The organism is Streptomyces sp. NPDC030021 (assembly GCF_055574035.1).
Window position 1 is genome coordinate 234,144 of the sequence record NZ_JBVIAH010000002.1, and the last position, 22,523, is coordinate 256,666.

The following is a 22,523-nucleotide window of genomic DNA, read 5'->3' on the forward strand; positions in this document are numbered from 1 at the left end:
GGTGAGAAGGTTAGCCTAACCTAAGGGTTTGTCCAGTGGTGGGCCAAGATCCGACCGTGAGGTGGATCACCCTCACCGAAGACCGGGCCGGCCGACCGGCCCGCACCCCATCACCCGCCGGTGAAGCGGCAGTTCGCCCGGATCGCGTCGGCCGTCCCGCACCGGGTGACGCCGGTCAGCGGCGTGAATACTGGGCACATGCGAAGGCAATGGTGGACAGCCGCAGGAGCGAACCTCGTGATGGGGGTTCCCGGCGTCGTGCCGGTCTGGCTCCTTTGGTACATCGCCGTCAACGGGCCGCTCGCCGACCTCGGCTGGACCGCTCGGGAACCCACGGAGAACGACGGCATGCTGCTCTGGCTGGTGATCGCGGCACCGGTCGTGACCCTGTTCGCACTGCTGTGGTGGCTCGCCAACGACTTCCTGCGACGGTGGAACACGGCGCAGGCCCGGGTCTACTGGCCGGTGTGCGCCCTGGTGGCCCTGGTCCCCTCGGTCACGCTCATGGCCCTCGCGTGACCGCCCGTTGACATGCCGGTGTCCGGCGCGGGCACGGGGCCCACGCCGGACGTCGTCATCGGGTGCCTCAGCCGGCGAAGCCCAGCTCGCGCGCGATCAGCATGCGCTGCACCTCGCTCGTGCCCTCGCCGATCTCCAGGATCTTGGAGTCCCGCCACATGCGGGCCACCGGGTACTCGTTCATGAAGCCGTAGCCGCCGTGGATCTGGGTCGCCTCGCGCGCGTTGTCGACGGCGACCGTCGAGGAGTACAGCTTCGCGATCGCCGCCTCCTTCTTGAACGGCTCCCCGGACACCAGCCGCGACGCCGCGTCACGCCAGCCGATGCGGGCCATGTGCGCGCGCATCTCCATGTCGGCCAGCTTGAACTGGATGGCCTGGTTGTCGCCGATCGCCTTGCCGAAGGCGTGCCGCTCCTTGGCGTACTTCACCGACTCGTCCACACAGCCCTGCGCGAGACCGGTCGCGAGCGCGGAGATGGCGATCCGGCCCTCGTCGAGGATCCGCAGGAACTGCGCGTAACCGCGGCCCTCCTGGCCCACCAGGTTGGCCAGGGGGACCCGTACGCCGTCGAAGGACAGCTCACGGGTGTCCGAGGAGTTCCAGCCCACCTTGGAGTACGGCGCGGCCACCGTGAAGCCGGGGGTGCCGGACGGGACGATGATCGAGGAGATCTCCGGGCGGCCGTCCGCCTTGCGGCCCGTCACGGCGGTGACGGTGACCAGACCGGTGATGTCCGTACCGGAGTTGGTGATGAAGCACTTCGAGCCGTTGATGACCCACTCGTCGCCGTCCTTGACGGCGGTGGTGCGGGTGCCGCCCGCGTCGGAGCCCGCACCGGGCTCCGTCAGGCCGAACGCGCCGAGGATCTCGCCGGAGCACATCTTCGGCAGCCACTGCCGCTTCTGCTCCTCGGAGCCGAAGAGGTAGATCGGCATGGCACCGAGGGAGACCCCGGCTTCCAGGGTGATGGCGACCGAGGAGTCGACGCGGGCCAGCTCCTCCAGGGCGATGCCGAGGGCGAGATAGTCCCCGCCCATGCCGCCGTACTCCTCCGGGAAGGGCAGACCGAACAGGCCCATCCGGCCCATCTCGGCGACGATCTCGTACGGGAACTCGTGCCGCTCGTACAGGTCGCCGATCTTCGGGGCGACGACGTCGTGCGCGAACGCCTCGACGGTGCGGCGGAGTTCCTCGTGCTCAGGGGTGAGCCGGTGGTCGAGGGACATGGTGTGACTACTCCTTGTGGGAGAGGGCGCGGACGGTACGGGAGGGGCTGGGGCGTCCCAGCTGGTCGGCCATCCACACGCTCGTGGCGGTGAGGGCGGCCAGATCGACCCCGGTTTCGATGCCGAGGCCGTCGAGCATCCACACCAGGTCCTCGGTCGCGAGGTTGCCGGTGGCGCTCTTCGCGTACGGGCATCCGCCGAGGCCGCCCGCGGAGGCGTCGACGGTGGTCACGCCGTGCTGGAGCGCGGCGAGGGTGTTGGACAGGGCCTGGCCGTAGGTGTCGTGGAAGTGGACGCCGATCCGGTCGGTCGTGACTCCGGCCTCGTTCAGCGCGGCGAGCAGGGCCTGGACATGGCCCGGGGTGGCCACACCGATCGTGTCGCCGAGGCTCAGCTCGTCACAGCCGAGGTCCAGCAGGGCCTTGGCGACGGAGACGACCTGGTGGACTGGGACCGGGCCCTCCCAGGGGTCGCCGAAGCACATCGAGAGATAGCCGCGGACGTGCGCGTCGCCCTCCTTGGCCCGGGCCACGACGGGCTCGAACATGGCGAGGGACTCGGCGACGGTGCGGTTGAGGTTGCGGGACGCGAAGGTCTCGGTGGCCGAGCCGAACACCGCGATACGGGTGGCCCCGAGGGCGAGCGCGCGGTCGAGGCCGCGCTCGTTGGGGACGAGGACGGGCAGCTGCGCGTCGACGTCGGCGAGCTGCGGGAACAGTTCCTCGGCGTCGGCCAGTTGGGGCACCCACTTGGGGTGCACGAAGCTGGTGGCCTCGATGGTCGTCAGCCCGGCGGCGGCCAGGCGGTGGATGAACTCCGCCTTCACCTCGGTGGGTACGGCGCTCTTCTCGTTCTGCAGCCCGTCTCGGGCGCCGACCTCGTGGATCCGGACCCGGGCCGGGAGGCCTGGGGCCGGGACGGTCATGGGCAGCCTGTTCACGCGGCCCCCTCCTCGTCCTCGTCGGGGGTGACGACGGCCAGGATCTGGTCCATGGCGACCGTGCTGCCGGGGGTCACGTCGAGCTCGGTGACGGTGCCGGCGTGCGGGGCGGAGATGACGTGCTCCATCTTCATGGCCTCGACGACGAGCAGGCTCTGCCCGGCCGCGACCTTGTCACCGACGGCCACCTTGACCACGGTGACGGTGCCGGGCATGGGGGCCGCGAGGGTGTCGGCGCCGCTGCGTCCGCCGCCACCGAGGTTCGCGGCGACCGGGTCGTAGGCCTGCACGTGCCAGGAGTCGGCGTCGCGCCCGAGCCAGGTCCCCTCCGGGGAGGCGGCGTGGCTGAAGCGGTGGGTGACGCCGTCGAGTTCGACGGTGACGGTGTCGACGGTGCGGGTGAGGATCCGGCCGCGGGCCGGTGCGCCGGGGCTCTGCCCCGGACCCCGCGCCTCAATCTCCCCCAGACTCCGTCCGGGGGTACCCCCTGGCGAGGCTGGATCGGCCCCGGCCTCGTCGATCAGCAGCTCGTGGTCGGTGCCTTGGGCGCGGGATCGGACCGTCACCGGGTCCTGGCCGGGAAGGCGGAAGTGGTGCACCGTCCAGGCGGGCGTGCCGCCCAGGCGCCAGCCGCTGGCGGCGTCGAAGGGGTCGATCCACTGATCCAGCCCGTCCGGCGTTTGAGGACCGGGGTCTGGGGCGGAGCCCCGGTTTCGGGAAGGGGCGGGGTGGGGGAGAGACAGCAGCGCAGCCGCCGCGTACACCTCCGGTGGGACGCCGTCAGGGAGGAGACCGGAAAGGTCCCGCTCCACCAGCCCGGTGTCGAGGTCGCCCGAGACCACATCGGGGTGGGCCAGCAGCCTCCGCAGGAAACCGGCATTGGTCTGCACGCCCAGGATCACCGTGTCGGCCAGCGCCGCCCGCAGCATCCGCAGCGCGGTCGCGCGGTCCGGGCCGTGGACGATGACCTTCGACAGCATCGGGTCGTACGTGGAGCCCACCGGGACGCCCGCCGTCAGCCCGGAGTCGGTGCGCACCGCACCGCCCGAGGGCTCGGACAGGGCCAGCACCGTGCCGCCGGACGGCAGGAACCCGCGCGCCGGGTCCTCCGCGCAGACGCGGGCCTCGATGGCGTGCCCGGTCAGCGTCACCTCGGACTGCGTGAAGCCGAGGGGCGCGCCCGCCGCGACGCGCAGCTGCTGCTCCACCAGGTCCAGCCCGGTGATCAGCTCCGTCACCGGGTGCTCGACCTGGAGGCGGGTGTTCATCTCCATGAAGTAGTAGGAGGAGGGGTCGCCGCCCGGCACGATGAACTCCACCGTGCCCGCGCCGACGTACCCGCAGGAGCGGGCCGCGTCGACCGCCGCCGCGCCCATCGCCGCACGGGTCTTCTCGTCGAGCAGGACCGACGGGGCCTCCTCGATCACCTTCTGGTGCCGGCGCTGCAGCGAGCACTCGCGCTCGCCCAGGTGCACCACGTGCCCGTGGGCGTCCGCCAGCACCTGGATCTCGATGTGCCGCGGCCGGTCCACCCACCGCTCGACCAGCAGGGTGTCGTCGCCGAAGGAGGACCGCGCCTCGCGGCGGGCCGCCGCGATCTCCTCGGCCAGCACCGCCTCGTCGCGTACCAGCCGCATGCCCTTGCCGCCGCCGCCCGCCGAGGGCTTGAGCAGCACCGGCATACCGATCTCCGCCGAGGCGGCGACCAGTTCGGCGTCGGTCAGGCCGCTGCCCGAGGAGCCGGGGACCACGGGCACGCCCGCCGCCTTCACGGTCTCCTTGGCGCGGATCTTGTCGCCCATCAGGGAGATGGCGCTCGCCGGCGGCCCGATGAAGGCGAGGCCGGCGTCGGCGCAGGCCTGCGCGAAGGCCGCGTTCTCGGCGAGGAAGCCGTAGCCGGGGTGGACGGCCTCGGCGCCCGTCCGCTTCGCGGCATCCAGCAGCCGCTCCACCGACAGATAGCTCTCGGCGGCCGCGGCCGGGCCGATCCGGACGGCCGTGTCGGCCTCCCCGACATGGCGGGCGTCCGCGTCGGCGTCGCTGAAGACGGCCACGGAGCGGATGCCGAGCTGGCGCAGGGTGCGGATGACCCGGACCGCGATCTCGCCCCGGTTCGCCACCAGAACAGTGCTGAACATCAGTGAGGTCCTCACGTCACATACGGAAGATGCCGAAGCCCGAGTCGCCCAGCGGGGCGTTCGCGCACGCGGTCAGGGCCAGTCCCAGCGCCTGCCGGGTTTCCATCGGGTCGATGACCCCGTCGTCCCACAGCCGCGCGGTGGCGTAGTAGGCGTTGCCCTGCTCCTCGTACTGCGCGCGGACCGGGGCCTTGAAGGCCTCCTCGTCCTCGGCGGGCCACTCCTGGCCCGCGCCCTCGATCTGGTCGCGCTTGACCGTCGCGAGCACCGAGGCGGCCTGCTCCCCGCCCATGACCGAGATCTTGGCGTTGGGCCACATCCACAGGAAGCGGGGCGAGTACGCCCGGCCGCACATCGAGTAGTTGCCGGCGCCGTACGAGCCGCCGACCACCACCGTCAGCTTCGGCACCCGGGTGCAGGCCACCGCCGTCACCATCTTGGCGCCGTGCTTGGCGATGCCGCCGGCCTCGTAGTCCTTGCCGACCATGAAGCCGGAGATGTTCTGGAGGAAGAGGAGCGGGATGCCGCGCTGGTCGCACAGCTCGATGAAGTGCGCGCCCTTCTGCGCGGACTCGGCGAACAGGATGCCGTTGTTGGCGATGATCCCTACCGGGTGTCCGTGGATCCGGGCGAAGCCGGTGACCAGCGTCTGGCCGAACTCGGACTTGAACTCCTGGAAGCGGGAGCCGTCCGCGATCCGGGCGATGATCTCGCGGGCGTCGTACGGGGTGCGCGAGTCGACGGGGACCGCGCCGTACAGCCCGTACGGGTCCACCTTGGGCTCTTCCGGCGCCTCGACCGACCAGGGCAGGGCCCCGCGCTCGGGCAGGGTCGCCACGATGTTCCGTACGATCCGCAGCGCGTGCGCGTCGTCCTCCGCGAGGTGGTCGGTCACGCCGGAGATCCGGGAGTGGACCTCGCCGCCGCCGAGCTCCTCGGCCGTGACCACCTCACCGGTGGCGGCCTTCACCAGCGGCGGGCCGCCGAGGAAGATCGTGCCCTGGTTGCGGACGATGACGGCCTCGTCACTCATGGCCGGTACGTACGCCCCGCCGGCGGTGCAGGAGCCGAGGACGGCGGCGATCTGCGGGATGCCGGCCCCGGACATGCGGGCCTGGTTGTAGAAGATGCGGCCGAAGTGCTCCCGGTCGGGGAAGACCTCGTCCTGCATGGGGAGGAAGGCACCGCCGGAGTCGACCAGGTAGAGGCAGGGGAGACGGTTCTCCAGGGCCACCTCCTGGGCGCGCAGGTGCTTCTTGACGGTCATCGGGTAGTACGTGCCGCCCTTGACGGTGGCGTCGTTCGCGACGATCACGCACTCGCGGCCGCTGACCCGGCCGATGCCCGCGATGACCCCGGCGGCGGGGGCCGCGCCCCCGTACATGCCCTCGGCGGCCAGCGGGGCCAGCTCCAGAAAGGGTGACCCCGGGTCGAGGAGGGTGTCCACGCGGTCGCGCGGGAGGAGCTTCCCGCGGGCGGTGTGGCGGGCGCGGGCCTTCTCGCCGCCGCCGAGCCGGGCCGCGTCGAGCCGGGCGCGCAGGCCCTCGGTCAGCTCGCGGTGGGCGGCCTCGTTGGTCCGCCAGGCCTCGGACGCCGGGTCCGCGGCGCTCGTCAGCACTGGTGCCTGCTGCATCGGTCGAGCTCCCTTGCTCGTTCCACTTGCTCGGTGCACGCTGTTAGTGAGCGTTAACGTGTATGGGGCTTAGGTTAACGACCGCTAACGGCCCTGTCTAGAATGGTTTCCCATGAGCACCAGAGCGGCCGCACCCACCCGTCGCGAGCAGATCCTCAGTGAGGCCGCTCGTCTCTTCGCCGCGCGTGGATTCCACGGCGTGGGCGTCGACGAGATAGGGGCCGCGGTGGGTATCAGCGGCCCGGGCCTGTACCGGCACTTCGCGGGCAAGGACGCCATGCTCGCCGAACTGCTCGTCGGCATCAGCGAGCGGCTGCTGACCGGCGGCCGGCACCGCGTGGCGCAGGCGGCGGGCGACCCGGCCCGGGTGCTGTCCTCCCTCATCGACGGCCACATCGACTTCGCGCTCGACGACCGGGCGCTGATCACCCTGCACGACCGCGAGCTCGACCGGCTCCGGGACGCCGACCGCAAGCTCGTACGGCAGCTGCAGCGCCAGTACGTGGAGCTGTGGGTGGAGGTCGTACGGGAACTGCATCCGGAGGTCGTCGAGGCGGAGGTACGGGTCGCCGTGCACGCGGTCTTCGGCCTGCTCAACTCCACCCCGCACCTGGCGGCCTTGGGGCGCGAGGCGGTGGAATCGCTGCTGCGGCGCCTCGCGCACGGTGCGTTCGGGGCGCTGTCGGCATGACCCGCGGCGTCCGCCGACCGGAATGGACGCGCCGCCTCCGCCCCGGCGGCGGCAGAATGGCCCGTATGCCGAAGCCGATAGAGCCGCCTGTTCCCACCCGCGCCGAACTCATCGACCACCTGGTCCGGACCCGGATCGCGGGGCAGGTCGCCACGCCGCGCGACAACAACCTGAGCCACTACCGGAAGCTCGCCAACGGCGACCGGCACTACTGGCTGGGCCTGGAACTGGGCGACCGCTGGACGGACGAGCAGGACGTGCTCGCGGTGATGGCGGAGCGGTGCGGCGTCGTGGACGACCCCGGGTTCCGGTTCGGCCAGGACACCATCGACCCCGAGCTGACGGTGGCCGGCCTGGACCGGCTGGCGGCGCGGCTGCGCAAGGCGGCGGCGGACCGGCAGAGCGTGCTCTTCGCGACCGGTCACCCGGGCGGCCTCCTGGACGTCCACCGCGCCACGGCGGCGGCCCTGCGGGCGGCGGGCTGCGAGATCGTCGTCATCCCGCAGGGCCTGGTGGCGGACGAGGGCTCGGTGTGGCAGTTCGCCGACGTCGCGGTCCTGGAGCGGGGCGCGACGCTGTGGCACACCCACTCGCCGGAGCCGATGGCCGCGATCCTGGACGGCCTGACGGCAGAGAACCGCCCGCTGCCGGACCTGGTCGTCGCGGACCACGGCTGGGCGGGCTGCGCGGCCCAGCGCGGCCTGGACGCGGTGGGCTACGCGGACTGCAACGACCCGGCCCTGTTCATCGGCGAGGCGGAGGGCACCCTCCAGGTGACGATCCCCCTGGACGACCACGTCCGCGACCCGCGCTTCTACGACCCGATGGTGGCGTACTTCCTGGACGCGGCGGGCCTGCTGGGGGAGTAACGCGCCGGACAGTTCTCACCGTTCAAAGAACGCACATTGCATGAACTCTCCGGACTTTGCTGGCCGGGACGCCCTCTTTATGGAGGTGGGCCTCGCTCGCTCCTCGACGAGCTCGCGCGTCAGTGAGGTGGCCCGCAGGGCGATGACACCGAAAGGCCCCGGCCGTCACTCTTGGTCGGGGCCTTTCGTTCGACATCCCTCGCAACGATCGCCTGGTTGAGGGGCGATGCCAAGGTTCCATCGGGCATCCTGATCCGAGGGAGCCCGTGCGTTCTAGAACATTTTTTCGGAGATGCTGTCTTCAGTCAGGTGTGATTCTTCGAGAAATCCTCGAAGCAGGGAATTCATCAGGGAAGGATCTTCACTGTCGGCTCGAACGTAGAATCCGAAACCCGGTACCGCTTCATGTTCCACCCTGCTCAGGGAGACATATGATCCGGTCGAAAGCCTCCAGCAGTAGATTCGTCGCGGTCCGAGGTCCCATTCATCTTCGAATCGCTCCGCTTCCCCCCAATGCTCGGAAATTTCTTCTTCGGTGACCTCGAAGTATGCGACATAGATCAGGTGTCGCCCGCCCTTCATCCCTTCAGTGGGAATCCTTTCCATCGAACATCCTATCTCTGAGACGTTACGAAGACTGGAATCGCGGCCCAATCCTTGCCCTCTAATTCAAATTCTCGTATTCCGCTCCGGCCGCGCCCGGCATCCCATGAAACATATCCGGTGCGGACGCTTAGGGCCGTGGGTTGAATCGTTGTGTAGAATTCGAAGCTTCCCTCGCGGGCGTTATGAGGAAGGGGGCCGTTGTGGGCTTGCGCCGCAGGTTCGATTGCGCCTCTTGGAACCGTCCCCCACAGCTCGCCAGACGCGACCACCTTATCGGTATCGCTTTGGGTCTGAGTCTTGCTCGCGCCCCCCAGTCTATGGAAAGGACCGTACAGCGGAGGCGCCTCCGGAATGCCCGGCGCGGCTGGGAGGAGCTCCAGAGGAGGGCGCGGAGCGGCAGGGGGTACAGGATCGGGGGTGGGTGGGCGCATGGAGCCGCCGCGGAGTGCAAACCATCCGAGGCTTCCGCCGGTCATCCCAGTTATCACGCCCACTTTGTATCCAGCATTGCGGGCGTTGCAAACGAAAGCGTCGTCACCCTCAGAGCACGGAAGATCCGGTATGTCGGCGGTAGTGTGTGTAGTGAGGTTGGGATCCCCGGGGCTTCCCTTTATGACTCCCTGTGCAGGATATCCGGAAGCTGTTCGGACATAGATCACCGGTGGCGGCGGCGGCTTCTGGTTCGAACCTTTCGCTGGCGCTCTGACGTATGTTCCGGTTCCGCTGCTCCCGGATCGGCCGCACGCTAGTATGCAGCCGCTTTTCCGGACCACCGACCCGTATCCGGCGCTGTAAGCCCTGGCAGCATTGACGACGTTCTGGGGCGAAGACTCGAAGCCGCCGTCGCTGTTGTTTCCTTCGAAGTACTTCAGACCGTCCGGGTCGGAGAAGGAGAGGGGATTGTTCGCGGCGTAGGTGTAGCCGTGGAGCTGCTGGGAGTCCTTGAGGTCCATGATCGGGTCGACGGAGATGAACCGGCCGATCAGGGAGTCGTATTCGCGGGCTCCGATGTGGGTCAGGCCGCTGTCGTTGTCCTTCGTTCCTCCTATGAATGTCTTCTCGCCGGTCCAGGTCGTCGGCTGGGTGCTGCGGGCTTCGCCGAACAGGCCCGTCTTGCGACGGGTGACCGTCTGCGTGGCGTCGGCGGTGATCTGGGTGGTGCCGGTGTTGTGGTGGTCGACGAGGGTGAAGGTGAGCTTGCCGCCCGTGCGGACGGCGACATCGCCGTAGTAGCGGGTCCCGGTGATCGTGCCGGCCTTGTCGAGCTTCAGCTCGTTGCCCCCGGGCAGGTACAGCGTGGTGGCGTCCTTCTCCTTGCGCAGAAGACGTTCACCCGTGGCTGTGTAGACGAACGAGTTCGTGGACGTGCCCTGCACCAGGGACTTGAGGTGTCCCTCCCCGTCCCAGTCCAGGTACTGCGTCTCACCCGTGCCGCTCTTGCGGGTCTTGGTGTTGCCCGAGGCATCGTAGGCGAACGTCTCGTCGTGGGGCTCGCTGCCGGTCCGCGTGACCTTGGGCAGGTCGTGCTTGCCGGCGGTCGGCGCCGTGTAGGTGCGGACGGTGTCGGCGGTCGGGCCCGAAGCGGTCTTGTGCTTGGTTTCGGTCCTGCGGTTTCCGACCGCGTCGTAGGTGTACGTGGTCCAGTACGCGTCCTCGCCGCCGATGACGGAAGCCGACGGAGCGGCGTCGCAGGTCTCTCCCTTGTTGGTCCAGGCTTCGGTGATGCGCCGCAGGGCGTCAAGGTTGGCGCATTGGGTGTCGGTGGTACGCGCGGTGTCCTGGCCGTACACGGCGGCGATCGAAGTCAGGTTTCCGACCGGGTCCCGCGTGTACGTGATGTCTTCGATCTGCTTCGGTTCGACATCGCGATTGGACACCGTACGAATGAGGGCACCGGTGTGGTCGTCGTACTTGTTCGACGTATAGATGCCCTGCCCGCTGGAGCCCCGTTCCTGGATTCTGGTTCGGCCGTAGTGGTCGTAGGTCATCGCCGTGACCAGGCGGCTGTTACCGGCGCTCATGCTGTCCAGCAGGCCGGAGATTTCCTGGTAGGTGCTACCGACACGCTCGGCCGGGAGGCCGCCCATGGCAGGGTGCTTCGTGCCGAGGGTCTGACCGGTGATGTTGTAGTTGTTGGACCACCTGTAGGTGCCCGCCATGGCCCCGGTGTCGGGTGTGGACGGGATGGTGACCTGGGTTTCCAGGGGCTGGTAAAGGTCGTTGTAGTCCAGCACCTCTGATACGTAGGCCTTGCCGTCGACGAAACGGCTCGATGCCGTCAACTGCCCCTTGGCGACGGTGTCGTACACCAGCGAGGTCAGAGTCGTCGCGCCCTGCTTGGTCGCGACGGGGCGGCCCAGCTCGTCGTAGTCGGTGTGCAGCGTGATGCCCCGGGAGTCGGTCACGTCCGTGACGCGGCCGCCGAGGTCGTAGGCCGTCTTGGTGACGCCCTTGTCCGGGTCGTTCGACTCGATCTGGCGGCCGCGGACATCGCTCGTGTATGTCCACTTGGCGTTGCCGGAATCGGTGACCTGGCCCAGCCGACCGAGCCTGTCGTAGGTATAGAGGGTCGACAGCGAGGTCGTCCTGGCCGCGTTCGTGTACTGCGTGAGCTCGACCGTGCGTCCCAGCGCGTCGGTGACCGTGGTCGCCGTAGTACCGCCCTGGGGCGGGACGACCGTGGTGGTGTCACCGGTGTAGGTGGTGGTGGCGCGCTTCGTCTCGGTGCCGAACTTCTTCGAGATCAACGCCGTTGGGCGGCCGACGCCGTCGAAGACGGTGTCCGTGGACGCGGGGTAGTGGAGCTCCTCTCCCGTGACCAGGTCGGGCGAGGGCCGGCCGTCGGCGTAGTACGTGCCGGAGTTGCGCCAGGCCAGGCCGCGGGTGTCGTAGAAGGTCTCCGTGACCAGACGTCCCGCCAGGTCGGGTGACTGGGTCTGGGTCTGACGTTCGCGCAGCAGTCCGTCCAGGATGCTGTGGACGGTGGAGTACTGATAGTCGTGGGTCAGCGTCTTGGAGGTGACGACGTTGGGCCCGTTGTTGCGGACGGTGTACTCGAAGACGCGGCTCGGCAAGCCCGGGTTGTCCTCGATTGTCCAGTTCGGAGCCCAGGCCTTCGTCACCCGACCCAGCGCGTCGTACGCCGTCGTGGTGACCTTGCCGTTGGCGTCGGTGACCTTTGTGGGCTGACCGCGAAGCGGGTCGATCTGGTTGGTGACGGCGTGACCCAGCGGGTTCGTCGTCGTCATTGCGGTAGGTGGCTCGCCCGCGGCCGGTGTGTAGGCGGTGGTGGTCACCTTCCCGTACGGGTCGGCAGCCGCGAGCGCCCGGCCGTGCACGTCGTAGCAGAGCTCGTTCTTGGCTGTCCCACAGGTGCTGGGGACGGACGACAGAGCTTCGTAGCCGTCGCCCTTGCCGTTGATGGTTTCGGTCCGGGTCGGAAGACCGAGACCTGGGACGCTTCCGAGCGGCCCGTTGTCGAAGTAGGTGCGGGTGTCACTGATGACGTCGGAAGGGCCCCCGGCGGCCGTTCCGCACAGTACTGCGACCTTCTCGACACGGCTGGGCCTGTCCAGGATCCAGCTCGTGTTGTTGCGCGCGTATGTGGTGGTGGTGCAGGACTCGTCGCCCGTCTTGGCGGTGTCGCCCGTGGCCGACTCCCAGTCGACCATGCCGTAGTCGTCGAAGTGACGGCTGGTCTCGGTCGTACGCGTACCACCGGTGATGGTGGTGCGGGTCGACTGCTTCTCATTTCCCGTTTTGTAGGAGACGAGGTCGGGCAGGCCGGGGCGGGGGCGCTTTGCAACCGCTCCCGAACGCCATGGGGTGCTGGACGTGGCACTCACGAGCTTGCTCGTGTCGTCGCCTTCGTAGGTGGCCGACTCACGGACCATGCCGGCGAACTCGGGCCGGTCGGTGACCGCGGCCCCGGTGCCGTCCTTGACTTCTTTGCCGTCGAGACCCCGGAAATAGCGGGTCTCCGAAAGCGTCTTCGGGTCACTGGCCGCACCGGTACGGGTCTGTACCAGACCGTAGCCGCGGGAGACGGAGTGGACGCGGTCCGCGGCCTTCGTGAACTCGCTGGTGTCCTTGTCCCAGGCGGCTCCGCCGACGTAGGCGTACGAGGTCACCTTGTCGGGGGTCGAAGGGAGATTGTCGCCCTCCACGATCTGGGTGACGACGTAGGCGTTGAACCAGTCGAGCTTGGAGTCCTCGCCCTCCCAGGCCCATTTGACCGGGTAGCAGCGGGTGGTGTTCGTCGCGTCCGCGGCCGGGAGCGTGGTGGGGGTGCAGTCCTGCTGGGAGTAGGTGACACCGATCGTGCCACCGCTCTCGGTGTTGACCTGGGACATACGCAGCCGCACGTAGGGGGCCAGACCGTCCCCTGTCTTGTCCACCCGGTTGGGCCGCTGCTCACCCGCGAAGGTCACGGGAGGGAGGGAGATGTCCGCGGCGGCACCCGCCTTGGCGGTGCGCGTGATGGACTTCAGCCACATCGGGGTGGATATGCCGTCGCCCGCCGGCGGGAAGTTCTGATCCAGGGTCCACGAGTCGACGTCCTGGTACGCGCCGCCGGTGAGGATCGTGGTGGTGATCCCGGTGAGGCGCATCCGGGACCAGAACGTCGGCGAGAATTGACCCTTGCACTCCGTGGAGCCGTCCTTGCAGAACAGGTCGTACGGCGAGTCCGGCCAGTTCTTGGCGTTGGCCTCGTCGAAGGTGCCGCAGGCGGTGAGGCAGCGCTCGCCGACACCGAACTTCACCTGGGCCATGGCCTTGCCGCTGTAGACGGTGTCGGAGCGCAGGCCGTAGTCGATGTGGTCGAGCCAGCCGCCGCGGATGTACTGCGTGACTGTGGCCTTGCCGGTGCTCTCCGAGACGTTACGGCCGTAGTTGTTGGTCTCGGTCTTCCAGTAGTACGCCATCGCGGCGCCGCCGGGGGCGACGACGTAGTCGAGCTGCCAGCGCCAGGCCTGCTTGCACCAGGCGCTCGCGAACGAGGCGTTGTAGCAGGGCTCGCCCGCCTGGTTGCCGAAGACGGGCGCGGTCCAGGCCGAGTTCGTCGTCGGCGTGGACGCGTCCTTCCAGCCCGGCAGACGGTTCAGACCGAAGAAGTACTGCGTACCGTCGGTCGTGGTGATCTTCCAGTGCTCACCGTCGTTGTCGCCGTTGACGGCGCCGGTGAGCTTCTCGACCTTCTCACCCGCATCCGAAGCCGGGTACCAGCCCTTGCCCTGCTCGTAGACGAGCTCGGTCGACTTGCCGCCCAGCGACATCGTGGCGTTGTCGTTGTACCAGCACTGATCACCGACCTTGGTGGTGTTCGTGCCACCGGTCTTGTCGTCGTTGCAGGGCTTGTACTTGCGCTCGATGAAGCCGGGTTCCCAGTTCCAGCCATCTCCGATCCACGAGCCCTGGCTGTTGGACGTCCCCGTGCGGCCGTCGACCGAGTGCGAGTTGTAGCCGAGCGAGATCTGCGGGGCCAGCCCGCCGGGCACGGAGGGCGTCGCGACCGGGTAGGTCCAGGAGAAGGCGCCCGTTGAGCCGCCTGCACTCCAAGCCCCCGATTGCTGCAGCGAGGTCGCCTTGTAGTCCCCCGTCGGACCCGCGTCGCCCGCCGTCGCGGCCAGGACGGTCGCGCCGCCCGAGGCAGCCGACATCGCTGGTGAGCCGCCGGCCTTCACCGCCGGTGCCACGTTGCCCGGGGTCGTCACCTGGGCCGAAAGCTTGCCCGTGCGCGTGTCGTTGCGTGTCTGCAGCGGCTTCTGCGTACGGCACTCCGCGCGATCGGGAGTCGTCAGCGCACACACCGGAAGCTCCACCAGACGCAGCCGGGAGGCGTAGTCGCCGCCGTAGGCGCCCCGGAACGAGTTGTAGTCGACCTCGACCTGCGCGGACGCAGACTGCGCCGTGCCGTCCGAGCGGCCCACCGACAGCAGGACGCCGTCGACCCCCGCCTTACGGGCGGCGTCCTTGTCAGCGACGGAAACCTTCACCTTGGACGGCGCCTCGGCCGCCTTGCCCGGCGCGACATGGACCGCCACCGGGAGCTTGCCCGCCTGCTGGGCGCCTGAGCCGACGACCGGCCCCCGAGCGGCACCTGACAGGAACGACTTCGAGATCGGGCCTGAAGCCGAAGACAGCTCGACCTCGGCCGAACCGGCCGTCGGCCAGGAGACCTTCGGCGCCTTCCACGCAGTCGCGCCCGCATCGTCGACCTTCGTCGCCCCACCCGAGCGGACCAGCGGCACCCAGAGCCGGCCGGACTACAACGGAGACGGCTACACGGACGTGGCGGCCCGCGACGCCAACGGTGATCTCTGGATCTACCCGGGCACCGGTGGTACGGGTACCAGCACGCTCGGCAGCCGCTACTTCGTGGGCAACGGCTTCTGGCGTGACTACTGGACGAACATCTACTCCACCGACTTCAACAACGACGGATACACCGACCTCGTCGTGCGCACCAGCGTCGGGGAGCTGTACCTGTTCCCGGGTACCGGCCGAGGCGGAGCCAACCCGTTCGGCAATCGCGTCCTGATCGGCACCGGCTGGAACATGTACGCGGACCTCGGCTTCGGAGACATGAATGCCGACGGCCGCACCGATGTCATCGCCCGTGGCAGCGACGGCAATCTGTGGGTCCATCCCCACAAGGGCGGCACCGGCACCGAAGCCCTCGGCACCCGGGTGTTCATCGGCGACGGCTGGTGGACCGACGGCTGGAACAACATCCGGTTCGCCGACCTCGACAACGATCAGAAGGTCGACATCCTCGGACACAACAAGGACAGCAACCTCTACATCTACTCGAACACCAGCAGCGGCGACGGCCCCATGTCCTTCGGCCCCCGCACCTTCGTCGGCGACGGCTGGTGGATCGGGGAATGGATGCCTTACCCCGCCGACCTCAACAGTGACGGCACGCCGGAACACGTCGGGGTGACCCGCGCCGGGGAGCTCTACGACTTCCTGAGCACCGGCAAGACCCTGGTCGGTACCGGCTGGAACGGATACGACATCGTCCTCTGACCACCCGGTCTGACCCGGGCTGAACAGTGAGGGGGGTGAGGTCCTGCGGGGACTTCACCCCCCTCTTCCGCACTGTTCGGCCTGTCGCACCGGTTGTCAGTGGTGGTCGTTACGGTCGCCGCATGTCGAAGTCTCCGAAGGTGCGCACCCCGCTGTCCATCCTGGCCGAGGATCCCCAAGGGCGGTCCCTCGGCCTGGAGTTGCCGCCCGGTGCGCTCGTCGACAGGCCCGGCCGGCGGGCGTGGTGGAAGGAGCCCCAGCCGTTGCTGTGGGTGTCCGACGAGGCCGTGGGGGTCGGGGCGCTCGCCGCTCACCGGAGTCCCGCGCTCGCGGCCGCCGGGCTGCAGGCCGTGCTGCTCCAGGGGCGGCGTGGCCTGGAGCGGTGGTGGCAGGAGCGGGAGTTCTCGCCGGAGCGGATGTCCGACCCCGACGACCACCACGTCGAGCCGGTGCTGCGCGAGTTCTGGAGCGCGGTGGTGCCCGATCCCGAGGAGGGGGAGGAAGGGGAGGAGCTCATCGCTCCCTTCGGCCGGGACTGGCCCGGGCTCGCCCAGCCGGAGGACGGGCCGGATCCGGAGGCCGTCGCCTGTGGGCTCGCGGACGCGCTGATCGCGAGCGGTTTCCTGCCGAGCCCCCGGCTCGCGCTGGTCCCCGCGGGCCGCGGGGCCGACGTGCCGACCGCGATGGGCTGGTGCGGCCCGACCAACCACGAGAACGACACCGCCCTCATCAGCGCCGTCCTGCGCTCCTGGGAGGACCGCTTCGGTGCCCGCGTCGTCGCCCTCGGCTTCGACGAGCTCCACGTGTCCGTGGCGGCCCCGCCGCGTACGGTCGCCCGCGCGCTCCCCGTCGCCGCGGAGCACTTCGCCTTCTCGCCCGACAACATCTGGCAGGGCTCCGGCAGCATCCGCGCCTACGCCGGCGAGGCGGTCACGGGCAGCAACCACTGGGGATTCTGGTGGGACTGAGACGGATGCGGATCACGCACGCGGCACGCGTACGACACCCTCCTGGATGACCGTCACGGCCAGCCGGCCGTCCTGCGTCCAGATGCGGGCCTGGCCGAGGCCCCGGCCCGCGGCCGCCGAGGGCGACTCCTGGTCGTACAGCAGCCACTCGTCCGCCCGGAAGGGCCGGTGGAACCACATCGCGTGGTCCAGCGAGGCGCCGACCACGTCGCCCACCGCCCAGCCGCCCCGCCCGTGCGCGAGCAGCACCGAGTCCAGCAGGGTCATGTCGGAGACGTAGGTGGCCAGGCAGGTGTGCAGCAGCGGATCGGCGCTGTCCAGCTTGCCGGCCGTACGGAACCACACCTGCGAGCGCGGCTCCACCGGCTCGCCGACGCTGCCCCAGGGCGGGGTCGTCGCGTAGCGCAGGTCCACCGCCTCCCGCGTCTCGATCAGCCGCTCCACCGTGCCGGGGTCGCGGAAGATCTCGCGGTACGCGGGCAGCGACTCGGCCGCGGTGGGCAGGGACTCCGGGTCCGGGGCGGACGGCATGGCGACCTGGTGGTCGAGGCCGTCCTCGTACGTCTGGAACGACGCGGAGAGGTGGAAGATCGGCTGGCCGTGCTGGACGGCGACGACCCGGCGCGTGGTGAAGGAACGTCCGTCGCGGATCCGGTCCACCGAGTAGACGATGGGCGCGGAGGTGTCCCCGGTGCGCAGGAAGTAGGAGTGCAGCGAGTGCGCGATGCGGTCCGCGGGGACGGTCCGGCCGGCTGCGACCAGAGCCTGGGCCGCGACCTGACCGCCGAAGACGCGCGGTACCAGCGAAGGACGGCTGGTACCGCGGAAGATGTTCTCCTCGATCTGCTCCAGGTCGAGCAGATCGAGGAGCGTCGTCAGTGCCTCGTTCATGGGGGAAGGGTAGGTGCCCGAATCCCTTACAGGCCCATGGACTTGGCGATGATGGACTTCATGACCTCGCTGGTGCCGCCGTAGATGCGGTTCACGCGGTTGTCGGCGTACAGACGGGCGATCGGGTACTCGTTCATGTAGCCGTAACCGCCGTGCAGCTGGAGGCACTTGTCGATGACGCGGTGCGCGACCTCGGTGCAGAACAGCTTGGCGGAGGCGGCCTCGGCGGCGGTCAGCTCACCGGCGTCCAGGGCCTCCAGGGCGCGGTCGGCGACGGCCTCGGCGGCATCCACCTCGGCCTGGCAGGAGGCCAGCTCGAACTTGGTGTTCTGGAAGTGGGCGACCGGCTTGCCGAAGACGGTGCGCTCGGTCACGTACTGCTGGGCGAACCGGATGGCGGCCTTGGCCTGCGCGTAGGCGCCGAAGGCGATGCCCCAGCGCTCGGAGGGCAGGTTGGCGCCGAGGTAGTAGAAGCCCTTGTTCTCCTCGCCGAGCAGGTCCTCGACCGGGACCTTCACGTCGACGAACGCCAGCTCGGCGGTGTCGGAGGTGCGCAGGCCCAGCTTGTCCAGCTTGCGGCCGATGGAGTAGCCCTCGGACTTGGTGTCCACGGCGAAGAGGGAGATGCCGAAGCGGCGGTCCTGCTCGCTGGGGGCGGAGGTGCGGGCGCAGACGATGACGCGGTCGGCGTGGACACCGCCGGTGATGAAGGTCTTGGAGCCGTTGAGGACGTAGTGCGTGCCGTCCTCGGAGAGCTTGGCGGTGGTCTTCATGCCCGCGACGTCGGAGCCGGTGCCCGGCTCGGTCATCGCGAGGGCCCACATCTCCTCGCCGGAGACGAACTTCGGCAGGTAGCGCTTCTTCTGCTCGATGTCGGCCAGCATCTTGATGTAGGGGAGGGCGAGCAGCACGTGCACGCCGGAGCCGCCGAAGTTGACGCCCGCGCGCGAGGTCTCTTCGTAGAGGACGGCCTCGAACTTGTGGGTGTCCAGGCCCGCGCCGCCGAACTCCTCGGGCACGTTGATGCCAAAGACGCCCAGCTCGCCGAGCTTGTAGTAGAAGTCGCGCGGCGCCTGACCGGCTGCGAACCACTCGTCGTAGACCGGGACGACCTCGGCCTCGATGAAGGCGCGGATGGTCTCGCGGAATGCCTCGTGGTCCTCGTTGAAAACGGTACGGCGCACAGCCGGCTCCCTTCGGTCGCGGCGGTCCGCCGCCATGCCTAAGCGCTTGCTCAGTCTAAGTTACCGGCCAGTCAAACTGGCTGTCCAGAGTGGAGACGCCGCAGAAAGGGTGGGGTGGCTCACCCCGGCCCTCCGGAGGCGACCCCGGCGGCGATGCCGGCTGTGATCCCGGCGGAGGGGGTTCGTCCGCGCCGTGGTGGCCGGAATGTGGCCTGAATGCGCTCAAGAATGCCTTGTTCGCGGTCTCACGTACTGATTTGCCCTCCCCTAATCTGCCCGGCATGCCACTTTTCCGGAGAGCGAAAAAGGCCGGCACGGGTGTGGGCGGGGGGTCGGGCGGCGGACCGGGCGGGGGGCGCGGCGGGTCGGAGCAGCCGTCCCCGGTACCGGCCTGGTGCGCGTGGTTCAGCCCCGCCGACTGGCACGCCTTTGAGGCGCTCCTGGGCGACGTCTTCCTGGACGGGAACGCGAGCGGGCCGCCCATGCGCTTCGGGGAGCACCGCCACCTCTCGCTCGCCGCTGAGGGCGAACCCGGCGCACCGCTGGACCTCGCGGAGATTGCCGAGCTGGTCCGGGCGCTGCCGCACACGAACTGGCGGTCGGCCACCGTCTCCTTCCTGAACCAGAAGCAGCGGCTCGCCGAGCGGCGGCGCGAACTGCACCGGGCGGGCTTCGCCGAGGTCCGCCACCTGCTCATGCCGAGGCTGGTCACCGTCGACTCGGTGGGCGAGGGGCACGCGGTGGCGACGGCCCTCACCGAGGAGCTCGCGGCCGTCGTGATGATCCACGTGGGCGGCGACTTCTCCGCCCCCGTCCCGCCCGACCAGTTCAGCTCCTGGCGGGTGGACGAGGCCGAGGTGTGGGCCGCCGCCATGGCCAACCTCCACGCCGCGCCGGTCTCCCTCCAGTACAACGACGACGAGAACCCGCTGGTGAACGTCGAGGGCGAGGGCGGCTACACCTCGACCCACCTGCTGCGCGCCGCCGACCTCGTCGACCGTCCGGCGCCCCACGGCATCCTCGCGATGGTCCCCTTCCACGGCCACCTGATGCTGTGGGCCGTAGAAGGGCCGGAACTGCACACCTGCGTGATCGCCTACGGCCCGCTCGTCCGGAAGATGTGGGAGGACGCACCGGAGGGGTACCGGCTGAGCTCGCGCCTGCTGTGGATCGGGGAGGACGGGATCGAGTCGGTCGGGGTCGAGCCCGCCCCGCCCGGCAGCAAGGAGCCCGGGGTGATCACCGGCTCCGCCCGCTTCGTCGAGATGCTCTCCGCCTTCCGCCCGCCGGACGACCACCCCGGCTGAGCGGGGTCCTCGCCCTCACCCGTCGCCGACGCGCAGCGCGAACCACAGCTCCATCCGCACGTCCGGGTCGTCCAGGTCCCGGTCCAGCAGTTCGGCGGCACGGCCGACGCGCTGGCGGACGGTGTTGCGGTGGACGCCCAGGGCCGCGGCCGTGCGGTCCCAGTTGCCGTGGTGGGCCAGCCAGCCGCGCAGGGTCTCCCGCAGGGCGGGGGAGAGCGGCCCCAGCAGGGCCTCGGCGTGGGCGCGCGCCTCGGCCTCGCCGACCAGGCCCGCGAAGCCGGGGTCGGTGTGGCGGGCCAGCGGGGTACGGGCCGCCTCCGCGCGCCGAAGGGCCCGCGCGGCCTGGGCATCGGCCGTGGCCAGGGCGGCGGGCGCGGCCGGGGCGCTCACCCCGAGCCGCCAGCCGGGCTGCGCGGCGGGCTCCCGGTCCGTGAGCAGCCGTACGACGCCCTCGTGCGGGTCCAGCAGTACGGTGCCCAGCGCGGCCGCGAGGGCCTGCGGAGCCCCGGACCCGCGGGCGTGGACGGCGTACCAGGGCCCGGCCGTAAGGGCCGCGGCCGGATTCCCGTCGAGCAGCAGCCGGGTCAGCGCCGCCGCCTCCGCCCCGGCGGGCCGCTCGGCGGTGAGCAGGGTCAGCAGGACGGCGGCCACCGAGGCCACGGTGTGGTCGCCGGGTGCGCGGGCCGGGGTCGCGGTGCCCAGCGCCGCCCGCCCGGCCAGGGCGTAGGCGGCCAGGTGGTGTCCGCCCGCCCGGTCGGTGGCGGTGGCGGGCCCGCCCTCGCGGCCGACCCGGGCCAGCAGCGCCGACAGGGCCTCCCGGGCCGGAGCCGGCAGCTCCGGGCCCGCCGCCCGGCCGCCCGGCCACAGGGCGACCGACCCGCCCAGGCTCGCCGCGAGCCGGGCCAGCACCGCCGGGACCGGGTCGGGGCGGGCCGCGGCCGCCGCCAGGGCCTGCTGGGCCTCGGTGACCCGGCGCAGCTCCCGGGTCCGGGCCTCCGCCATCAGCCGCCCCACCGCGCGGGCGACCGCCGAGAAGGGGGTCCGCGGCGGGACCTCCAGCAGCGGCAGCCCGTGCCGGGCGCAGGCCTCGGCCAGCGCGGCCGGGACCTCCTCGTGCATCGGGGCCACGCCGAAGCCGAGCGCGGCCGCCCCCGCTCCGGCCAGCCGGGCCACGTACCCGTCCGGGTCGTCGGCGGGACCCGCCCCGGCGGTCAGCAGCAGCTCGCCGCCGAGCAGGTACGGGGAGGGGTCGGGCATCTCGGAGGCGTGCACCCCGTGCACCCCGGCGGCGGCCGGCCCGGCCAGGTGGCGCAGGCCGAGCTCCCGGTCGCCGAGCAGCGCGGCGAGGGGCACCGGCGGGGTGAGCGGCTCCCCGGCGGGGCCGCTGCCGTACTCCGGATCGCGGGGATCGCGGGGATCGCGAGGAGGGCCGGGCATGGATACTCCATCTATTTCAGCTCTGCCGGATGGATGAAACGTACACTCCCCACCCCTGGGTGGCCCGCTTACGCTCGAAGTACCGCACACGTCAGGCCAGAGAAAGAGGCACAGCCATGAGCACGCAGCCGCGCGGCCCCGTCGACTCCTCCCGCATCCCGCGCTACGCGGGCCCGGCGACCTTCGCCCGTCTGCCCCGCCTCGACGAGGTCGGTTCCGCCGACGTCGCCGTCGTCGGCGTGCCCTTCGACTCCGGCGTGTCCTACCGCCCCGGCGCCCGCTTCGGCGGCAACGCCATCCGCGAGGCCTCGCGCCTGCTGCGCCCGTACAACCCGGCCCAGGACGCCTCCCCGTTCGCGCTCGCCCAGGTCGCCGACGCCGGTGACATCGCCGTGAACCCCTTCAACATCAACGAGGCCGTCGAGACGGTCGAGGCCGCCGCCGACGAGCTCCTCGGCGCGGGCTCCCGTCTGATGACCCTGGGCGGCGACCACACCATCGCCCTGCCGCTGCTCCGCTCCGTCGCGAAGAAGCACGGCCCGGTCGCGCTGCTCCACTTCGACGCGCACCTGGACACCTGGGACACCTACTTCGGCGCCGAGTACACCCACGGCACCCCGTTCCGCCGCGCCGTCGAGGAGGGCATCCTCGACACCGAGGCGCTCTCCCACGTCGGTACCCGCGGCCCGCTGTACGGCAAGCAGGACCTGGATGACGACGCCAAGATGGGCTTCGGCATCGTCACCTCGGCCGACGTCTACCGCCGCGGCGCCGACGAGGTCGCCGACCAGCTGCGCCAGCGCATCGGTGACCGCCCGCTGTACATCTCCATCGACATCGACGTGCTCGACCCGGCGCACGCGCCCGGCACCGGCACCCCGGAGGCGGGCGGCATGACCTCCCGCGAGCTGCTGGAGATCATCCGCGGTCTGTCCTCCTGCAACCTCGTTTCCGCCGACGTCGTCGAGGTCGCCCCGGCGTACGATCACGCCGAGATCACCTCGGTCGCGGCCTCGCACACCGCGTACGAGCTGACCACGATCATGTCGCGACAGATCGCGCAGGCGAAGGGCAAGTAAG

16 protein-coding genes are annotated in these 22,523 nt (G+C 70.2%); 7 read left to right on the forward strand and 9 right to left on the reverse strand.

Annotation, left to right across the window (positions count from 1 at the left end; translation table 11 throughout):
* Positions 1 to 240 precede the first annotated feature (240 nt).
* Complete coding sequence (locus ACZ4YL_RS04205) at positions 241 to 519, forward strand: hypothetical protein (RefSeq protein WP_468114085.1); 279 nt, start codon at positions 241 to 243, stop codon at positions 517 to 519.
* A gap of 67 nt (positions 520 to 586) precedes the next feature.
* On the opposite strand, the gene ACZ4YL_RS04210 is transcribed toward ACZ4YL_RS04205, so the two are convergent.
* Genes ACZ4YL_RS04210 through ACZ4YL_RS04225 form a run of 4 tightly spaced genes read right to left on the reverse strand, consistent with a single transcriptional unit; the run spans position 587 to position 6,458 of the window.
* A complete protein-coding gene (locus ACZ4YL_RS04210; RefSeq protein ID WP_390801202.1) occupies positions 587 to 1,747 on the reverse strand; it encodes an acyl-CoA dehydrogenase family protein in 1,161 nt (386 codons plus the stop codon).
* Positions 1,748 to 1,754: 7 nt separating this feature from the next.
* A complete protein-coding gene (locus tag ACZ4YL_RS04215; RefSeq protein ID WP_468114086.1) occupies positions 1,755 to 2,672 on the reverse strand; it encodes a hydroxymethylglutaryl-CoA lyase in 918 nt (305 codons plus the stop codon).
* A gap of 11 nt (positions 2,673 to 2,683) precedes the next feature.
* Positions 2,684 to 4,825, reverse strand: coding sequence for an acetyl/propionyl/methylcrotonyl-CoA carboxylase subunit alpha (locus tag ACZ4YL_RS04220; RefSeq protein WP_468113641.1), 2,142 nt, complete (start codon positions 4,823 to 4,825; stop codon positions 2,684 to 2,686).
* 16 nt (positions 4,826 to 4,841) lie between these two features.
* Positions 4,842 to 6,458: a carboxyl transferase domain-containing protein gene (locus ACZ4YL_RS04225; RefSeq protein WP_468113642.1), complete on the reverse strand. Its 1,617-nt coding sequence runs from the start codon at positions 6,456 to 6,458 to the stop codon at positions 4,842 to 4,844.
* Between the two features lie 112 nt (positions 6,459 to 6,570).
* Between ACZ4YL_RS04225 and ACZ4YL_RS04230 the strand changes: the two genes are divergently transcribed.
* On the forward strand, positions 6,571 to 7,149 hold the full coding sequence (locus ACZ4YL_RS04230) for an SACE_7040 family transcriptional regulator (protein WP_030716093.1): 579 nt from the start codon (positions 6,571 to 6,573) through the stop codon (positions 7,147 to 7,149).
* Between the two features lie 56 nt (positions 7,150 to 7,205).
* The gene (locus ACZ4YL_RS04235) at positions 7,206 to 8,018 is read left to right on the forward strand and encodes a phosphatase (RefSeq protein WP_468113643.1); all 813 of its coding nucleotides are present in this window, start codon (positions 7,206 to 7,208) and stop codon (positions 8,016 to 8,018) included.
* 273 nt (positions 8,019 to 8,291) lie between these two features.
* On the opposite strand, the gene ACZ4YL_RS04240 is transcribed toward ACZ4YL_RS04235, so the two are convergent.
* Both ACZ4YL_RS04240 and ACZ4YL_RS04245 read right to left on the reverse strand, forming a co-directional pair.
* Complete coding sequence (locus tag ACZ4YL_RS04240) at positions 8,292 to 8,624, reverse strand: hypothetical protein (protein ID WP_468113644.1); 333 nt, start codon at positions 8,622 to 8,624, stop codon at positions 8,292 to 8,294.
* 8 nt (positions 8,625 to 8,632) lie between these two features.
* On the reverse strand, positions 8,633 to 14,620 hold the full coding sequence (locus ACZ4YL_RS04245) for an RHS repeat domain-containing protein (RefSeq protein ID WP_468113645.1): 5,988 nt from the start codon (positions 14,618 to 14,620) through the stop codon (positions 8,633 to 8,635).
* Here ACZ4YL_RS04245 and ACZ4YL_RS04250 point away from each other — a divergent pair.
* Both ACZ4YL_RS04250 and ACZ4YL_RS04255 read left to right on the forward strand, forming a co-directional pair.
* A complete protein-coding gene (locus ACZ4YL_RS04250; RefSeq protein WP_468113646.1) occupies positions 14,598 to 15,656 on the forward strand; it encodes an FG-GAP repeat domain-containing protein in 1,059 nt (352 codons plus the stop codon). The genes ACZ4YL_RS04245 and ACZ4YL_RS04250 overlap by 23 nt on opposite strands.
* Positions 15,657 to 15,778: 122 nt before the next feature.
* Entirely contained in the window at positions 15,779 to 16,624 is an 846-nt protein-coding gene (locus ACZ4YL_RS04255) for a DUF4253 domain-containing protein (protein ID WP_468113647.1), read from the forward strand.
* Positions 16,625 to 16,636: 12 nt separating this feature from the next.
* On the opposite strand, the gene tesB is transcribed toward ACZ4YL_RS04255, so the two are convergent.
* Together tesB and ACZ4YL_RS04265 are read right to left on the reverse strand one after the other, a co-directional pair.
* A complete protein-coding gene (gene tesB / locus ACZ4YL_RS04260) occupies positions 16,637 to 17,515 on the reverse strand; it encodes an acyl-CoA thioesterase II (protein ID WP_030757002.1) in 879 nt (292 codons plus the stop codon).
* 26 nt (positions 17,516 to 17,541) lie between these two features.
* Positions 17,542 to 18,699: an acyl-CoA dehydrogenase family protein gene (locus ACZ4YL_RS04265; protein ID WP_351158536.1), complete on the reverse strand. Its 1,158-nt coding sequence runs from the start codon at positions 18,697 to 18,699 to the stop codon at positions 17,542 to 17,544.
* Between the two features lie 281 nt (positions 18,700 to 18,980).
* On the opposite strand from ACZ4YL_RS04265, the gene ACZ4YL_RS04270 reads away from it, so the two are divergent.
* Positions 18,981 to 20,006 (forward strand): hypothetical protein, encoded by a 1,026-nt coding sequence (locus ACZ4YL_RS04270; RefSeq protein WP_468113648.1) that lies wholly within the window; start codon positions 18,981 to 18,983, stop codon positions 20,004 to 20,006.
* A gap of 15 nt (positions 20,007 to 20,021) precedes the next feature.
* Here the strand turns inward: ACZ4YL_RS04270 and ACZ4YL_RS04275 are convergent, their stop codons facing one another.
* On the reverse strand, positions 20,022 to 21,443 hold the full coding sequence (locus ACZ4YL_RS04275) for a helix-turn-helix domain-containing protein (RefSeq protein WP_468113649.1): 1,422 nt from the start codon (positions 21,441 to 21,443) through the stop codon (positions 20,022 to 20,024).
* A gap of 116 nt (positions 21,444 to 21,559) precedes the next feature.
* On the opposite strand from ACZ4YL_RS04275, the gene speB reads away from it, so the two are divergent.
* A complete protein-coding gene (gene speB, locus ACZ4YL_RS04280) occupies positions 21,560 to 22,522 on the forward strand; it encodes an agmatinase (RefSeq protein ID WP_030013156.1) in 963 nt (320 codons plus the stop codon).
* The last annotated feature ends 1 nt before the right edge of the window (position 22,523 follow it).

What these genes read in the sequence shown, in the direction of transcription:
- ACZ4YL_RS04255 (WP_468113647.1), top strand. Translation starts at nt 15,779, where the DNA reads ATGTCGAAGTCTCCGAAGGTGCGCACCCCGCTGTCCATCCTGGCCGAG.
- speB (WP_030013156.1), top strand. Translation starts at nt 21,560, where the DNA reads ATGAGCACGCAGCCGCGCGGCCCCGTCGACTCCTCCCGCATCCCGCGC.
- ACZ4YL_RS04275 (WP_468113649.1), bottom strand. Translation starts at nt 21,443, where the DNA reads ATGCCCGGCCCTCCTCGCGATCCCCGCGATCCCCGCGATCCGGAGTAC.
- ACZ4YL_RS04240 (WP_468113644.1), bottom strand. Translation starts at nt 8,624, where the DNA reads ATGGAAAGGATTCCCACTGAAGGGATGAAGGGCGGGCGACACCTGATC.
- ACZ4YL_RS04210 (WP_390801202.1), bottom strand. Translation starts at nt 1,747, where the DNA reads ATGTCCCTCGACCACCGGCTCACCCCTGAGCACGAGGAACTCCGCCGC.
- ACZ4YL_RS04225 (WP_468113642.1), bottom strand. Translation starts at nt 6,458, where the DNA reads ATGCAGCAGGCACCAGTGCTGACGAGCGCCGCGGACCCGGCGTCCGAG.
- ACZ4YL_RS04220 (WP_468113641.1), bottom strand. Translation starts at nt 4,825, where the DNA reads ATGTTCAGCACTGTTCTGGTGGCGAACCGGGGCGAGATCGCGGTCCGG.
- ACZ4YL_RS04205 (WP_468114085.1), top strand. Translation starts at nt 241, where the DNA reads ATGGGGGTTCCCGGCGTCGTGCCGGTCTGGCTCCTTTGGTACATCGCC.
- ACZ4YL_RS04270 (WP_468113648.1), top strand. Translation starts at nt 18,981, where the DNA reads ATGCCACTTTTCCGGAGAGCGAAAAAGGCCGGCACGGGTGTGGGCGGG.
- ACZ4YL_RS04230 (WP_030716093.1), top strand. Translation starts at nt 6,571, where the DNA reads ATGAGCACCAGAGCGGCCGCACCCACCCGTCGCGAGCAGATCCTCAGT.
- tesB (WP_030757002.1), bottom strand. Translation starts at nt 17,515, where the DNA reads ATGAACGAGGCACTGACGACGCTCCTCGATCTGCTCGACCTGGAGCAG.
- ACZ4YL_RS04215 (WP_468114086.1), bottom strand. Translation starts at nt 2,672, where the DNA reads ATGACCGTCCCGGCCCCAGGCCTCCCGGCCCGGGTCCGGATCCACGAG.
- ACZ4YL_RS04235 (WP_468113643.1), top strand. Translation starts at nt 7,206, where the DNA reads ATGGCCCGTATGCCGAAGCCGATAGAGCCGCCTGTTCCCACCCGCGCC.